Origin of the sequence: Bacteroides cellulolyticus, assembly GCF_025567135.1 — a bacterium.
Classification (GTDB): domain Bacteria; phylum Bacteroidota; class Bacteroidia; order Bacteroidales; family Bacteroidaceae; genus Phocaeicola; species Phocaeicola cellulolyticus.
Window position 1 is genome coordinate 75446 of the sequence record NZ_JAOQJJ010000004.1, and the last position, 16375, is coordinate 91820.

Genomic DNA, 16375 nt, shown 5'->3' on the forward strand with positions numbered 1-16375 from the left:
TTCTTTAGTATTTTATTATTCCATTCTGCCATACTTCATCTCATCACCATTCTTATCATACTGTTTACGCTTCCCTGTCGGAGGATCCAATAAGACTATCCTGACAACCGCCGTACGATGAAGACTTCTCTCAACCGCTTCTTCGAAAGCATCCATGTGTTTGGGCAAGAAACGTTGGCTTATCAACCTCAGAGCCAGTACCTTTTCATAATTGTCAGTTACAATTTCAGCCTTTCCGAATGCGATAGCCGAACGATACTGGAGAGTGAATGTTCCGTCTTTAGGTCCTACAGTAGGCTGGCATTTGGTTACAGCAGAAAGGCATACTTCCGGATTCACAGCAATGGCATCAAGCTTATCTCCCTCCGGAGCACAATGAAAATACCATACATTATCATCTTTGCTTGCCAAAGAAAGCGGCACGCCGTATGCAGTACCGTCCGCTCTGGTAAAACTTACAGTTATATACGGAGCCTTTCGCATCACCTCCAATGCCCATTGGCTGTCCATTTCACGACTTGTTTTTCTCATATTCCACAAATTAATCATTCAACTGCCACAAAAATACTATCATTACTCCTATCCGTATGTAAGATTTATGACAGAGACCTGCATTTGGCAATAAATAAAAGACATTAATACGTAAATATATTTGACTATTAGAGATTAAACAGATACTTTTGTATTTGAAACCGTAAAGCAAAGATGAAAACAATAACTTTCGATAATTACTACAAGGAGAAACTGCTGTCAATACCGCTGTTCTGTGATTTGCCAGACAACATCAAACACGAGATTATCAAAAAGCTTGATATAAAGCTTTATGATATTGATGAAAACACAGTGGTATTGGAACAGGGCAATGTATGCTGCAATCTGTATGTACTTCTTAAAGGTACATTGGAAGTAAATATCATCGATGCTAACGCCAACGAGGTCCTGATAGAATATATAGAATCGCCAAGGGCATTTGCCACACCTCACCTCTTCAAGAAGGACAACCGTCTGCCCGCTACATTTAAGACTATAGAAAGATCTGTATTACTGATAGCCACCAAAGATTCCACATTCGAGCTGATAAGCAAATACCCTGATATATTGAAGAATTTCCTTTGTGTCTCGGGAAATTGCAATGTGTGTACAACTATGAGGCTGGATGTACTGTCCAGAAAAACCATCCGCGAAAGAATACTGGTATATCTGATGAAAAGACTTGACAAAGGAACATCAACAATAAAGCTTACTCATACTATCACCCAGCTGGCAGAATACATTAATGTCACACGTCCTGCCCTATCAACAGAATTCAACAAGATGGAAAAGGAAGGTATTATTACCCGTAAGGAGAACAACTATATAGAACTGAATCTGAAAGCTATAAAGAATTTTGTTCTGTAAAAGAAAAAGGCCATCCCGCAAACTGAATGACCTTTCATAATCATTTATGTCATTTTATAAAAATTCTTGGGTTTATATTTAGCGAAACCCATCCCCAGTCTTGCCAACTGCTGTGGTTTCCACCTTTTACAACATCCATTGTTGAGGTTCCGAACATAACGGAATAACCTAATGACATACTTACATCTTTCATTATTTTCCAGTTCAACTGATAGTCAATCTCAGAACCAAGTGTACGTTTCAGGTTGTCCAGCTTGACCGCTGTAGCAAAATAATGATAGTTCAGCCCCATAGATACAGCATTTGATACCTTGAAGTCAACTCCCACATGAGTATCCGAAAGGCCCGGATTATAACCGGTCGCAAAATCTGTGGCATAGAAATAATCCATTCCTCCGTAAAACTTATGATGTGTGCCATATAGAGGATTGAACGCCTTATATTTTCCGTCTGCATCGCTGGTTCCGCTCAAATAGTCTGTACCTATACCCACAGACCATAATCTGTTTATACTATATGAGAGGTCTATATTTCCCATATAAGCGGAAACTGTGCGTGAAGCCGCATTTTTACCGGTCTGATAATAGAACGATCCTGAGATGTTCCATGAGTCCGGCATATATTTGATATAAGTACCGAAAGTCTGCATGTATTTGGTATCAGCCTTCCTTGTCGCGGCATCTCCACCTTCCTGACCAATGTTCATCGCAAGCAATGAAACCTGCAGAGGTGTTGATGCGCAATCATAATGATACCACAACGTCTGCATATTCTTGTAGAGTTTGGTTTTACTGCTGTCATAGAATGTTCCTCCTATTACGTTCTCGTCATTCTGATTGAAAGCAAATATTCCATGAAGCTGATGACCATTGTTCTTATATCCTATCTTCAACGCGTCATGATAACGTCCGGCAACATTCCAGTCAAGGCTTCCGAGAATTCGTTCATCATCGTACACCAACGCCTGCCTACCCAGCTGCACAAACCAATAGTCATTCATATTGAAAGAAGCCCATGCCTCATTCAATATGAAACGCCCGTTTTTATCAATAAGGGCATTCTGTCCCCATACACCTACATGCTGTGCAGAAAACCTTAAAGCCAGTTTCTGACGTTCATAACCGAATGTAAGTCTGGCACGCTCGTTTACGAATCCGGCCGGAGACTCTCCTTTATCCCGGGGATACAATGCACCATTACGGTATTCTCCCCTTGTACGAATCTGGGCTGACACCCAGAAACTGTCATCCGCTTTTTTGTCATCTTGAGCATAAGACAATGATGCATTCCCCATAAGAAGGAATGGAATCAAAAAATGTAAACTTATTTTTCCCATAAATTTCAAGGTTTTAATCAGTTCATATTATAAGTATGGATACTGCTTCCTTGTGCCGAAGGCAAATAGTTAATACCCCACCAGCACATCTGTAGAAATATAAACGACAAAAGCAATATATACAAGGATGACCTTTCTCTGCCTTGTATTCCTAACCTCATGTGAATATAGGTAAGATATGAAAACCATGTTACGGCAGCCCATGTTTCTTTAGGGTCCCACGACCAGTAGTGTCCCCATGCCTCTTTAGCCCACAAGGCACCGGTCAGCATTCCCAAAGTCATGAATGACAGACCTACATACACCAGATTATCGCATAAAGCCATCTCCTTGGTATCGCACCCGGTCTTCTTTATCCATAGAAGATAAATTCCCATTATGGCAGAGGCACCCAGCATAGCGTATGCGAACATATAGATAATGACATGAGGAGCAAACCACGGACTCTGCAATGCCGGCATCAATGCCTTATTGTGAATCTCAGGCTTGAGCAGGTTGACGCAAATGAATACCACCGACAGTATGGTACTGAAACACAGAATCCATTTGTATTTCCATCTGACATAGGTTATCAGTCCGGCCAATGGCAAAAAGAAAGAGTACCAGAGGCGAGTCTCTCCCATAGTGCGCAGTGGAGGACGTTCCAATGATGCCCACAACAGACCTATGAAGGTACCGAACACAAGGAGTCCGGCAATAGTGAAAACACATGCCTTCGACTGTGACCCTTTAAAGGCATTCCAAGAACCTGCAGTCCACAATACCACAGACAAAACGGCAAAATATATAAACCAATCCCAATTCATCATAATCACTTGTTTGCTAATTGTTACTCTTCTGTGCCGTAACGAACATACATAATGCTCCCAGCATCATCATTATTATTCCTACATATACAGCAGGTAACCACGGGTCTGAAACCAGTTCAAAAACACTTATATCGCTCCAGCGTCCTTTACTTTCGTCATAGCTAAGCTGATATATCTTCCAACCTTCTATCTCGGCAGGTCTGTTCACCTCTATGGTCTCTTCCTGCGTTTTGCCGCTCTCAGTATAAATCACTACGTCGGATGAATAACGGCGAGGCTCCCTGTCGGGCATGACAAGGCTGCAATCATTGTCAAGACGCAATGCCTGATAAGGGAAAAGGAAACTTCCGCAACTTACCCATCCGCTGACAGACTGTTTGCCGTCAGGCGATACAGCTCTAACATTTACGGCATAAGTTGCTCCGGCGCTAGGCCATTCCACATACTTCACAGTGTCATTCCCCGATACAGAAGCCGCCATCTCTATTCTGTCCGATATCTCAATATTCCATCCTGACAACATTCCTGATTTTACCCCTTCCTCCAGCAACATATGTTCAGGCGCATCATAGGGCAGAGCCTTGCCTGTAGCATTATCTATCAACATAAGCTTGGGAGGATATTCATCAATACTGAAGTCTTTCAGTTCTACGGCAAGCGGCAGTTCGTACACATTTCCATCAGCATCAGTGGCACGCCATTCCGCCTGACCTATACGGGTGTTCATCGTAAGTCTCTTCATATCGGCACTTCCCAAAGTAGCAGAAACCAAGGCTATGAACAGGCCAAGATGATTCAACAGAAACGGTATTCTTCTGATGCGAAAATGAAACAGACTCCTTATAGAAACCAGTCCTACGATAGTAGTCATCCAAAGATAGACAAGAATAAAAGGCCAGAATGAAAGCATGCGGTTCAAGATGAATACATCTTCCGACTGTACCGAAGACGGCACCTGCCTTATCATTCCCATAAGCAATGTAAGGAGAACGACAGCAATCAAAGACGGAACAGCAGCCTTATACGACATAGCCCAACGTACGAAATACAGCTTCGGCCTTAAAAGATAGAGCACTATTAAGACTGTCACATACAGCACCAAGATATATACATTAAGCGGACTGGCAAAACTGTTCCAATCAACAGCACCGGTAATAATATGAAGTATAAGACCTATGACGACAAGTCCGCCACAGGTCATTATACCTTCTTTCAGTCCCCAAGAATTATTCCACATATCAATTTTAGATAATACGTCCGTTAGCCTTTGCTTCTTTCAGCCATCCAGGAACAGTATTGTTCATAAAACGTTCCTTGGCAGCTTTCTCGGCAGGGATATCAAGCCCGATAAATTTCTGAGCCTTGTCCTTTGTAAAAATATCAGGCATAGGAACATTGTCTGTATATCCATGCTTTGCAAGAACCTTTGAAATAGAGAGTCGTGCCTGCAAAGCTCTGTCGAGTCCATGCGAAAGGATCCTCTGTATCTCCTGAGGTGCATGGAATGCAGCTCCGTGTGAAGCGACTCCAAAATCCCATCTCCACTGTGCTTCACGAAGGAGTTTCAGTACCGGTTTCATCTCAGTTTCAGTGGCACCCTTATCCCATGCGAACTTGGCTTCTATATGTGCAGACGCAAGTTCCTTTTCAAGACGGTTTCTTATTTCATTAGCCTTACGCTGACGTTCGTAAACATTGTTTCGCAAAGTCTCTTCGCTTTCACGATGACAAACCTGACAAGTACGGTCTATCATGGCAAGCGGACTCTGAATATGATGGTCGCTGAACTTCATACCGCCTTCACTCTTATATGGCATGTGGCAGTCGGCACATGATACTCCACGCTGTCCGTGTATTCCCATCTGCGAAATCTCATAGTCTGGATGCTGTGCCTTGATGATAGGCGCACGGCTTAATGCATGAGTATAGTCGGTAAAATTATTTTCATCATAATACTGCTCCATAGCCTCTACGGTCATGCCTTTATCCCAAGGGAATGTAAGATATTTTCCATCACCTTTAAAGTAGTATTCCACATGACACTGCGCACATACCAGTGAGCGCATTTCCTGTGGTGTAGCCTTTGTTATGTCTTTTCCCTGACGGGCAAAAGCTTCAATCAGTGCCGGACGGCTGATGTGAAGGTCCATAGTCTCGGAATCATGACAATCCGAACATCCTATAGGGTTTACAATCTCAGAACCGAAAGCTGCCCACTTGTTGTTATAGAATGAATCAACTCCTATTTCCTGCATCATACGTGGAACGTCCGGACTCTTACAAGTCCAACAGGTCGAAGGTTGTGGTCCGTCGTTTGCAGTCTGAGGGGCTCCTGTACGTAAAGTTGCACGGATATCCTCTATGGCATGCATGTGTCCTCGTGGTGTAGCATAATCTTTTGAGAAAGCATAGCCAGCCCATAGAATTACCATTTCGGGACGCTGCTCGAGTACATCAACCTGGATGTTTCCATTGAACTCACTCTGGAAATCAGTTATGGCAGTTTCTGTCCACGTCTGATATTCACGAGGAAAATCACTCTGAAACTTCTCATTCTGTGGAACGATTCCCTTCATAGGGTTCTTCCTGTTGTTGAAGATGCTCACCACCTCTGCCCTACGTTCGGACAGAGCAGACACCGCTAATCCCAAACAAAAAACTACGGCCATTGAAACAAAAAACAATAACCATCCATGCCAAGATTTAAAATTATTCATCATATACTCTAGATTTAATTATTTTACTTCTTCATTTTTCTAAGCCATTCCGGAACAGGAGAGTCTGGCAACGGCACAATAGCCGCAGGAGTGGAAGAAAGACTGTTTTTTCCACCATGGGGAACATCTCTGTGGCAGTCCCAGCATGCCTTACCTTTTCCTACTTCGGACATCATATAGTCTATGCGTCCCGTTTCCACAAATTCCGTATTCAATTGCTGGTGACACCTGATACAATTATTCATTATAACCTGTGAACTTGCGGGATGGGCCTGTATGACCTGCGGCTCCGAATTTGTGAGGAAAGCTGCAACATGTTTCATTCCGTCCATTCCCTTAAATGTCCATTTCTTTATAAAATTCTCATGCGGTACATGACAGTCATTACACGTTGCATCCCTTGAATGAGAGCTATGCATCCACGTTGCATAATAAGGCGACATGATGTGACAATTCACACAAGCCGAAGGCTCATCTGTGAGATATGTATGCGCCCTCAGCAAATACAGGAAGAAAGCCCCTCCTCCTGCTATTACTCCGGCCATGACAGCCATTATGATTTTTTGTCGTCTGGATAACTTCATAAATTATACTTTTTTGCAAATAAAATATTTTATTCAGAAATGCGGTGTAAGATATATTACACTGATTATATCTTTCTTTTATTTATAATCATTTATGTTATAGAAAAATCGGAAAGAAGCTGATAAAAAGACAAAAGCAACTAGGCATAATCTATAAATATAACTTATGTTTTTATAAACAACAGTGTTGTTTATGTAAACCACAGTGTTGTTTTTATAAACCACACTGTGATTTATAAAAATTATCAAGGCGTTTACAAGAAAAAACTTCGGAGTGACAATTTTCCTTTATGATACAAACATCGCTTAGTCTGGGATGACAACATGAAAGCAATGATAAACTTTTACAAAACATTGATTAACAATCTGTTGCAAACAATGAATATTATTATCTCAAACTAAAAGTGTACGGATATAATAAAAAGACAGATGATGTACCATTATTTTCATGGTACATCATCTGTCTTTTTAATACATGATAGATTTATCTTACTTATTCGAATCAATTTCTTTCAGCAATTCCTCTACAGCAACCTTCAGCTGAGTATCCTCACCTTTAACAATAGTTTCAGGAGAGTTCAAAATGTATATATCCGGTTCAAGCTGTGTATTTTCCAGATAGCTTCCGTCAGGCAAACGATAACCTACAACAGGAATACCGAATACCAGTGTAGGATCCTGAAGACGCTCCCAATTGACACTTGTCATAGTTCCTGGAACAGGAGCACCCACCAGTTTACCTATACCTCTATGCTTATATACCCACGGAGTTCCATGAGCATTAGAGTAATTGGCCTCACACTGAAGCATAATAGAAGGCTTGTTCCATCTGCGGCTTGGCATATCACAAGCTTCACGACCTCTTACCACCTGTGTGAAATACTTTTTGCCACTAAACAGCACCTCGATATCCTCATGCAGGCGACCTCCACCATTGAAACGTGTATCGATAACAATTCCTTCACAATTATTGTACTTACCTAAGATATCAGAATATACTGTACGGAAACTTCCGTCGTCCATAGACTGGATATGAACATAACCCAAACGTCCACCGGAAAGTTTCTCTACCTCTTCAGCACGCTGCTTAACCCAACGTTTATACAGAAGTGAGCTCATAGCACCACTTGTAACCGGCTTAACCACCTCATCCCATCTTTCACCGGATTCTGGATTATAAACAGATACAAGCACCTTCTTTCCGGCCTTTCCGTTAAGGAGAGTAGTATAGTCTGTATCCTTATCTATAACACTGCCGTCAATCTTTTCTATTATATTACCGGCCTCAACTTTAGAGCTCTTTCTGTCGAACGGACCTTTGGCCACAACTTCAGATATACGAAGTCCCTTGCCGGAGTATTCCCAGTCGTACAGTAATCCCAAGTTTGCCGTAGCCTCTGTCTTTGAAGACGGACGGTAGCTTGCACCGGTATGCGAAACATTAAGTTCGCCAAGCCACTCACTAAGCATCTCGGCAAAGTCATAATTATTTGAGATATGAGGCAAGAAACGGCGATAAGCTGCAGTAAGTCCTTCCCAATCTACTCCATGCATATTAACCTCATAGAAACGTTTTTTCTCCTGTTTATATACATGATTGAACATATACTCACGTTCTGCAGCAAGATCCATTTTCATTTCAGCCTTATATGTTATAGGCTTCAGAGACTCAGACAAAGCATCCATTTTCTGCATATTGCTTTCGCCTAAAATAAATACAGCCTTACCTTCCTTATCAGTCTGCATATCTCCCCATCCGGCATCCATCTTATGCAGGAGCTTGGTTTCTTTTTTTCTCAGATCCAACTTCCACATATCATATCCACCCTCGAATGAAGACAGATAATAAAGCTTTTCTCCATCCTTTGAAATAATAGCAGAAGCTATGCTTGATGAGTTAGGAGTAAGACGGACAATGCGGTCTTCTATGCCTTCTGTTTCAACTTCAACAGGTTTTACAGAATCTTCGTCCTTCTTGTCGGCATCATCACCCTTCTTTGATTTTTTATCGTCTTTCTTTGAACTCTTGTCGCCCTTAGAGTTATTTTCCTTCTTGGAAGCCTTCTCCTGTTCTTCCTTCAGAGCCTTCTCTATTTCATAATCCTCCTTGCTAAGACGGAATTTATCATATGAGTCCTGATTCATGAAAACTATCATTACATCATCCAGCGAGCCCCATGAAGCATGATTGCGCATACCATATCTCTCAGTAGTGAAAAGAAGAGCATTACCATCCATAACCCAACGAGGAGAACCGCTTGTGTAACCGCTTCCTGTAATATTCACAATATCTCCTTTTCCGTCGGACTTAACAATGCCTATGTCAGTGTAAGGATCGTGTTTGTGACCTATAAATTCAAGAGTGAACCATTTTCCGTCAGGACTCCATGAATACTCAAATCCTCCGTAAGTATTATACCATGTAGAACCATCGGTGATCTGTCTTACTTTCTTCGATTCGAGGTTCACCACCATAAGTTTGTTCCTGTCTTCAATGAAAGCCACTTCCTTACCGTCTGGAGAGAACTTAGGATATCCACGTTCCACAGATGTTGAAGGCAGCAAAGCTTCTTCCTCTATAAGTGTAGCGTTAGGGAAATTAGGGTCATCTTTACGGGCTATCTTAGCCAGATATAGTCCCCAGTTGCCACCTCTTTCGCTTGCATAAACCAAGGTACGGTTGTCTGCTCCGAAAGAAACACCTTTCTCCGCTTCCGGAGTATTAGTTATCTGCTTGGTGGTATTGTATTCTACAGAAGTCACAAAAACCTCGCCACGTACAATAAATGCCACCTGTTTACCGTCTGGAGATACTACCGCCTCAGTTGCGCCACGTGTGAAGCTCATATTTTCAGGTATATCCTCATCATCCCTCACAAGAGTAACATTCAGTTTTTTAGGCTTTTCTCCAAGGTTCTGAGTATAAATCTCACCATTATAAGAGTAGCACAATTTATTTCCGTCACCAACCGAAAGGAATCTAACGGGATGAACCTTAAAATCGGAAATCTGGCTCACATTCTTTGGATCTGATAGTGGGAAAGAATAAACATTAAAAGTTCCTCCGTCTCTTTCACTCAAGAAAAATACAGTCTTCTCATCATCCGAGAATACAGGATTTCTGTCTTCACCTGCACGCTCTGTAAGATTGGTATGCTTTCCGCTTTTTGTATCATATAACCAGACATCACGTGTTACGGAAGAAGTATGATGCTTTCTCCACTCATCTTCATACCCCTTACAGTCCTGATAAAGGAACAAATCGCCTTCATTATTAAACTCAACCATTTCGGCAGGAGTGGCAAGAACCTGTAAAGTTTTTCCTCCTTCTGCTGGAACTTTATAAAGTTCTGTCATAGCCAAAGTAGGGAAAAGAGCACTCTGTGCAGGGTCCTGAATAGAGGCAGAAAAATAAACGAACTTGCCATCGGGACTGAAAGCTGTAGGTATCTCTGACGCAGAATTAAGGGTAAGTCTGCGTGCCGGACCACCATCAGCCGACATAATGAACACATCCTGATTACCATAACGGTCGCTTGCAAAAGCTATTTGCTTACCGTCGGGCGACCATACCGGGTCCGACTCGTACGACTCCTGAGTGGTAAGCTGAACAGCCTGTCCACCATCGGAACTAACCTTATACATATCTCCCTTATAGCAGAAAACCACTGACTTACCATCGGGTGATATGCGTACATCACGCATCCATAGAGGATTAATACTTGCAGCCTGAGCAGTCAAAGCCCCGGCACCAAGTATAAGCATTAGAATATTCTTTCTCATTATTCAAATATTATATTTCAGTTCTATATTATTTTATTTATCCAGCTTGTATGCTCGTTATCTCCTGCAATTCCCTTACAGCCGACTGCACATCTTTTATATCCTTGATAATCATGCTGCGTTTTCCGTTCTGTTCCCTGAGATTACATTGACGCGGATAGCGCGACATATAGCCTATCATCTTGCCAAAAGCCTCACTCTGATAGTACGGACTGTCAGGATTGCTTACAAAGAAGAGTGTCATACGTCCTGATTTCAGGAATATCTTCTCTATACCAAGACGCTTGGCGATGCGTCTCAACGGAACTATACGTATCAGCTCTTCCCCTTCCGGTGGAATTGCTCCGAAACGGTCTATCAGACGCGCTTTGAAATCTTCTACATCCTTGTCAAGTTCCAGCTTGTCAAGCTCACGGTAGAGCAACATCCTTTCGCTGCTGCTTGGGATATATTCATTAGGGAACAACAGCTCAAGGTCGCTTTCTACTGTACATTCATCAACAAATCCTTCACCGCTCAAAACTTCCTCACCTGCTTTCACCTCATCGGCATAAAGTTCGGAGAACTCATCGTTTTTAAGTTCGGTAACAGCTTCTGCCAAAATCTTCTGATAAGTCTCATAACCAAGGTCTGCAATAAATCCACTCTGTTCGGCTCCAAGCATATTTCCTGCACCACGGATATCAAGATCCTGCATGGCTATATGGATACCGCTACCCAAATCGCTGAAATTCTCAATAGCCTGCAAACGGCGGCGTGCCTCAGGCGTGAGCGAACTCAATGGAGGTGCAAGCAGATAGCAGAAAGCTTTCTTGTTTCCACGTCCAACACGTCCGCGCATCTGATGCAGGTCGCTCAAACCGAAATTCTGCGCCTGGTTTATTATTATGGTATTGGCATTCGGGATGTCTATACCACTTTCGATTATTGTTGTTGCCAGAAGTACATCGTAATCATAATTTACGAAATCGAAGATAATCTTTTCAAGTTCCTCCGGCTGCATCTGCCCGTGACCTATACATACACGGCAATCCGGAATGTTTCTTTCTATCAGAGCCTTCAGCTCAACAAGATTCTGTATGCGATTGTTCACAAAGAACACCTGACCGTTACGGCTCATCTCGAAATTTATAGCCTCGGTTATAATCTCCTCGTTGAAAGTATGTACCTCTGTCTGTATAGGATATCTGTTTGGCGGCGGTGTCTGTATCACGGAAAGGTCTCTTGCGCCCATAAGCGAGAACTGCAGTGTTCGCGGAATAGGTGTGGCCGTCATAGTAAGTGTATCAACATTCACCTTTATCTGACGGAGTTTTTCCTTCACACTGACACCGAACTTCTGCTCTTCGTCTATTATAAGCAAGCCCAAATCCTTGAACTTGACACTCTTGCTTATTATCTTGTGAGTTCCTATAAGGATATTTATCTGCCCGTCGGCAAGCTCTTTCAAAATTCGACTGGTATCCTTGGCCGTACGTGCACGACTAAGATATTCCACCTTGCAAGGCAATCCCTCAAGTCGTTTTTTGAAAGTCTGGAAATGCTGGTATGCAAGAACTGTTGTTGGGACAAGTACTGCCACCTGCTTATTGTCTGCCACAGCCTTGAAAGCCGCTCTTACGGCAACTTCCGTCTTACCGAAACCTACGTCTCCACAAACCAGGCGGTCCATAGGACGGTCGCTCTCCATGTCGGCCTTAACCTCCTGAGTGGCTTTCGACTGGTCCGGAGTATCTTCATAAAGGAACGATGCCTCAAGCTCATGCTGGAGGAAACTGTCAGGACTATATTTGAAACCTTTCTCCTGTTTGCGCTGCGAGTAAAGTTTTATAAGGTCGCGCGCTATATCCTTTATCTTGGTCTTGGTGCGTTCCTTGATTTTCTCCCACGCGCCTGTACCCAATTTGCTGATTCTTGGCGGTTCGCCTTCCTTGCCCTTATATTTGGAAATCTTATGAAGCGAATGGATTGACACGAACACCACATCATCATTCTGATAAATCAGTTTGATTACTTCCTGAGTGGTATTTCCGTTAGGTATGCGCACCAGTCCGGCAAAACGCCCGATACCATGATCAATATGAACAACATAGTCTCCCGGTTCAAACTGATTAAGTTCCTTCAGCGAAAGCGCCACCTTTCCGCTACGTGCCTTGTCGCTGCGGAGATTGTATTTATGGAAACGGTCGAATATCTGATGGTCGGTGAATATACACAAACGCATTGTATGATCTACGAAACCTTCATGAAGAGTGCGATCTACCGGTTCAAATACTATATTATCTCCCCTCTCCTTGAATATATCCTTCAGTCGGTCAGTCTGTTTGGAGCTGTCGGAACATATATATATCTTATACCCTCTCTGGATGAAATCATTCAGAGAAGACGAAACCATATCAAAATTCTTATGGAAAATAGGCTGGACAGAAGCCTCAAACTTCAACCTTGCCTGAGGTGTACCGATAGGTTTTGAACCAAAATCAATCCTTCTGAAATCAAGAGCCTTGTCTGTGAAATCAGTTCCTTGAATAATGGTTTTCTGTATGTCAGGCAATTCCACATTGTCACCGTCTTCGGCAGCAGCTATAGCCTGCGATGAAAGAACTTCATCATGAATACTCTGTATCCTTTCCCTTACCCATAACAGGTCTTTCACACACAGTAATGCCTGCGACGGAAGAAAATCAAGGAATGTAACCGAGTCGCCGCTCACTCCTGTAAGTTCGGGAACAATATTAACGGCCGACTTCTTTTCCTTAGACAACTGCGACTCTACCTCAAAAGTTCTTATACTGTCTATCTCATCTCCAAAGAAGTCTATACGGTAAGGAAACTCTGATGCAAACGAAAACACATCAAGAATACTTCCACGAGTGGCAAACTGCCCCGGCTCATAAACATAGTCCACATGGTCGAAACCAAGAGAAACAAGTTGTGCAGCTATAGTGTCAGTCTCTATATTCTGACCTACCTTTAATGATACGGTCTTATCCGTGAGAAGCTTCTTCGACACCACCTTCTCTGCCAGAGCCTCAGGATAAGTAACTACTGCCACATTATCCCTCTTCTCCAGACGGCTCAACACTTCTGTACGCAAGATTTCATTTGCCGCATCTTTCTGCCCGTACTTGATGGCACGCCTGTACGACGATGGGAAAAACAGAATATCGGCATCACCATTGGCCTGAACCATATCATGATAAAAATATCCCGCCTCTTCATTGTCGTTGAGGACAAATACATATACTGATGGATTTTCTTTTATAAACGCCGAAAAGAACAATGACATACACGAGGCATGCACACCGTCCACATATACAGTCTTTATGCCGCCATCCTTAATAATCGTTGCCAGACCTTTGGTATTAGGATGTGCAGCATATACGCTTTGCAATTCTGAAATAGTCATCGTTATGAAAAATAGTTCGTGCAAAATTACAAAAAAGTTATTATTTTTGCAGCAATAGTATAAATATTGAAATTACCGTATATGTATAACGAGATAAAAAATTTGATTTATAGCCACAAACTGAAGGAAGCTCTCGAAAAACTTCATGAATATGCATCTTCTACAGACAACTGGCAGATAAAATCGGACATTGAAAGTCTGAAAACCACATACGGCTTAATGCTGCAATACACCGGCCAAGGTATGAACGATCCGGGAAGGAAAGAAATGTACACCCAATTATTAAGAAAAGTATTTATTCTTAATGAAAGAGTCAAAATTCAGAATATGCTGGAAAATGACAGTTCGTACGTTTCACAAACATACAGAGAGGAGAAAAATAGTCTTTCGAAAGGATACGCTGAAATACTGCAGAAACTGGAAGAAAGACAAAAAGATATCATCGTATCCGACATGTATGAAGAACCATACCGTACAGAACTTACAGAAACTCAAATTAAAATAAAGCAATCAATACTTGAAGAGTTATTCAACAAAACCTGGATACCAGTAGTATGGAACGAGGAGGATTATAACGGAGCACTGTCAATAATAGAATCAGAAAAGATATCCGACAATGACAAAGCATTATTCACTTCAGCTTTATGTCTGAGCCTCATATACATACTCGATATATATAAGTTAAGGACACTTTTGCATATCTATCTGAAATGCAAAAATCCTGTAATCACACAACGTGCCTTAGTGGGTATAATGATAGCTATGCACATTCAAAGTGAAACAATAAGCTATTCATATCCAAATCTTCTTGATGAAATAAATCTGATGAAGGACAATCCATATTTCATGGATGATTTCTATACTGTAATCATACAAATGATACTGTCACTTGATACAGAAAACATAAACAAGAAGATGAGAGACGAGATAATCCCTTCGATAATGCAATCTACGGAGTTGGCATCGCCTATAGACGATATGTCAGACATGAATTTCGAAGAGTTTATAGAAGATATTATCGAAGAAAATCCGGAATGGAAAGAAAACATAGAGAAAATAAAAGACCAGATTAAGGAACTGGATATGCTGCGTCAGGAAGGGGCGGATACGAACATGTGTACATTCTCAAACCTGAAAAGCTATCCTTTCTTCTACGAGCCATCGCACTGGTTCTACATCTTCAGCCCTGAAGTGCCTGTCATATATGAAATGATGACAGACAAAAACAACAATTATGCTCCGTTCATCAATACTCTGATGAAAGCCACAGACATGTGTAATTCCGACAGATTTTCTTTATGTCTGACATTCAAAACCATGCCTAGCCTGCCTTTGGATGCGATGAATACAGGACTGAATGCCCAAAACAAATTGAATGAAGAACTGGAAGGCATAAATAATGAAAAGAAAAAACGTCAGACTGAAAGCAGACTTTTCATACAGGACTTGTACCGTTTTTACAAATTATGGAGAAAACATTATGAAAAGAAAGATATTTTCTCAGAAGGTATTGCATTATGGGAAGATTTCGATATACGCATGATAGTAAAAGAAAGCGGAAAGCTGAAGCAACTTGCAGACTATCTGTTCGCCAAGGGACATGTGACTGATGCTGTATTTACCTATATGGACATCATTGATGACAATCCTAACGACTACGAAACTTTGCAAAAAATAGCGTATGTAAATATTCTGAACAAAGATTATGACAAAGCTCTGGAACTGCTCAACAAAGCAAATATTTTGTCACCGGGAAATATATGGACTCTCAAAAATATAGCACTTTGCTATAAAAAGAAAAAGCGCTATGATCTTGTACACGAATATCTGAAAGAAGCAGAACAGATAAATCCTGACGATCTGAGCATCTGTACACAAATAGGACAGGCACTCATAACAGAAGGTATATACGACGAAGCACTGAGATATATGTTCAAGGTGGAATATATGACAAAAGGAAAAACATCTGCCCAAAGAGCCATTGCATGGTGTTATTTCATGTTGGACCAATACAACAAAGCTATAGAAATGTACACCAAAATACTGGAAAAGAAGGATGCCACAGCAGAAGACTGGATGAATATAGGACATGTATATCTTGTGAACAACGACATAAAGAATGCTATCTCATTTTATAAAAAAGCCAATGAACTGATAGACAAAAAGTCTTCATTCTATGAAATATTCTCATCTGATATTAAAACACTACAGAGTAAGGGTGTAGATGAAGATCTGATCTATATGATTCCGGATATGGTGCTGGTATAAACACATATTTAGCCCCTGTTTAAACGATGGGTTCTGTTTAAACAGGGGCTAAATATTTTATAAGGATTACA

10 protein-coding genes are annotated in these 16375 nt (G+C 41.6%); 2 read left to right on the top strand and 8 right to left on the bottom strand.

Features of this window, described 5'->3' with window-relative positions; translation table 11 throughout:
- Positions 1 to 15: 15 nt before the first annotated feature.
- A complete protein-coding gene (locus OCV82_RS06045; protein WP_154043619.1) occupies positions 16 to 531 on the bottom strand; it encodes a pyridoxamine 5'-phosphate oxidase family protein in 516 nt (171 codons plus the stop codon).
- 174 nt (positions 532 to 705) lie between these two features.
- On the opposite strand from OCV82_RS06045, the gene OCV82_RS06050 reads away from it, so the two are divergent.
- Positions 706 to 1398: a Crp/Fnr family transcriptional regulator gene (locus tag OCV82_RS06050; RefSeq protein WP_154043620.1), complete on the top strand. Its 693-nt coding sequence runs from the start codon at positions 706 to 708 to the stop codon at positions 1396 to 1398.
- 49 nt (positions 1399 to 1447) lie between these two features.
- On the opposite strand, the gene OCV82_RS06055 is transcribed toward OCV82_RS06050, so the two are convergent.
- From OCV82_RS06055 to mfd, 7 genes are all read right to left on the bottom strand, one after another.
- The gene (locus tag OCV82_RS06055; protein ID WP_154043621.1) at positions 1448 to 2734 is read right to left on the bottom strand and encodes an alginate export family protein; all 1287 of its coding nucleotides are present in this window, start codon (positions 2732 to 2734) and stop codon (positions 1448 to 1450) included.
- A gap of 17 nt (positions 2735 to 2751) precedes the next feature.
- On the bottom strand, positions 2752 to 3540 hold the full coding sequence (locus OCV82_RS06060) for a cytochrome c biogenesis protein (RefSeq protein WP_154043710.1): 789 nt from the start codon (positions 3538 to 3540) through the stop codon (positions 2752 to 2754).
- Between the two features lie 16 nt (positions 3541 to 3556).
- Entirely contained in the window at positions 3557 to 4780 is a 1224-nt protein-coding gene (locus OCV82_RS06065; RefSeq protein ID WP_154043622.1) for a cytochrome c biogenesis protein ResB, read from the bottom strand.
- Between the two features lie 7 nt (positions 4781 to 4787).
- On the bottom strand, positions 4788 to 6263 hold the full coding sequence (gene nrfA / locus OCV82_RS06070; RefSeq protein WP_154043623.1) for an ammonia-forming cytochrome c nitrite reductase: 1476 nt from the start codon (positions 6261 to 6263) through the stop codon (positions 4788 to 4790).
- Between the two features lie 20 nt (positions 6264 to 6283).
- Positions 6284 to 6814 (bottom strand): cytochrome c nitrite reductase small subunit, encoded by a 531-nt coding sequence (gene nrfH / locus OCV82_RS06075; RefSeq protein ID WP_394802650.1) that lies wholly within the window; start codon positions 6812 to 6814, stop codon positions 6284 to 6286.
- A gap of 519 nt (positions 6815 to 7333) precedes the next feature.
- Positions 7334 to 10627 carry a S41 family peptidase gene (locus OCV82_RS06080; protein ID WP_154043625.1) on the bottom strand — a complete coding sequence of 1098 codons (3294 nt, stop codon included), beginning with the start codon at positions 10625 to 10627 and terminating at the stop codon, positions 7334 to 7336.
- Between the two features lie 37 nt (positions 10628 to 10664).
- Positions 10665 to 14036: a transcription-repair coupling factor gene (gene mfd, locus OCV82_RS06085; protein ID WP_154043626.1), complete on the bottom strand. Its 3372-nt coding sequence runs from the start codon at positions 14034 to 14036 to the stop codon at positions 10665 to 10667.
- Between the two features lie 81 nt (positions 14037 to 14117).
- On the opposite strand from mfd, the gene OCV82_RS06090 reads away from it, so the two are divergent.
- Entirely contained in the window at positions 14118 to 16304 is a 2187-nt protein-coding gene (locus tag OCV82_RS06090) for a tetratricopeptide repeat protein (RefSeq protein ID WP_154043627.1), read from the top strand.
- The last annotated feature ends 71 nt before the right edge of the window (positions 16305 to 16375 follow it).

Coding starts and splice junctions, on each gene's coding strand:
- OCV82_RS06045 (WP_154043619.1), bottom strand. CDS start 531: ATGAGAAAAACAAGTCGTGAAATGGACAGCCAATGGGCATTGGAGGTG.
- OCV82_RS06050 (WP_154043620.1), top strand. CDS start 706: ATGAAAACAATAACTTTCGATAATTACTACAAGGAGAAACTGCTGTCA.
- OCV82_RS06055 (WP_154043621.1), bottom strand. CDS start 2,734: ATGGGAAAAATAAGTTTACATTTTTTGATTCCATTCCTTCTTATGGGG.
- OCV82_RS06060 (WP_154043710.1), bottom strand. CDS start 3,540: ATGAATTGGGATTGGTTTATATATTTTGCCGTTTTGTCTGTGGTATTG.
- OCV82_RS06065 (WP_154043622.1), bottom strand. CDS start 4,780: ATGTGGAATAATTCTTGGGGACTGAAAGAAGGTATAATGACCTGTGGC.
- nrfA (WP_154043623.1), bottom strand. CDS start 6,263: ATGATGAATAATTTTAAATCTTGGCATGGATGGTTATTGTTTTTTGTT.
- nrfH (WP_394802650.1), bottom strand. CDS start 6,814: ATGGCTGTCATGGCCGGAGTAATAGCAGGAGGAGGGGCTTTCTTCCTG.
- OCV82_RS06080 (WP_154043625.1), bottom strand. CDS start 10,627: ATGAGAAAGAATATTCTAATGCTTATACTTGGTGCCGGGGCTTTGACT.
- mfd (WP_154043626.1), bottom strand. CDS start 14,036: ATGACTATTTCAGAATTGCAAAGCGTATATGCTGCACATCCTAATACC.
- OCV82_RS06090 (WP_154043627.1), top strand. CDS start 14,118: ATGTATAACGAGATAAAAAATTTGATTTATAGCCACAAACTGAAGGAA.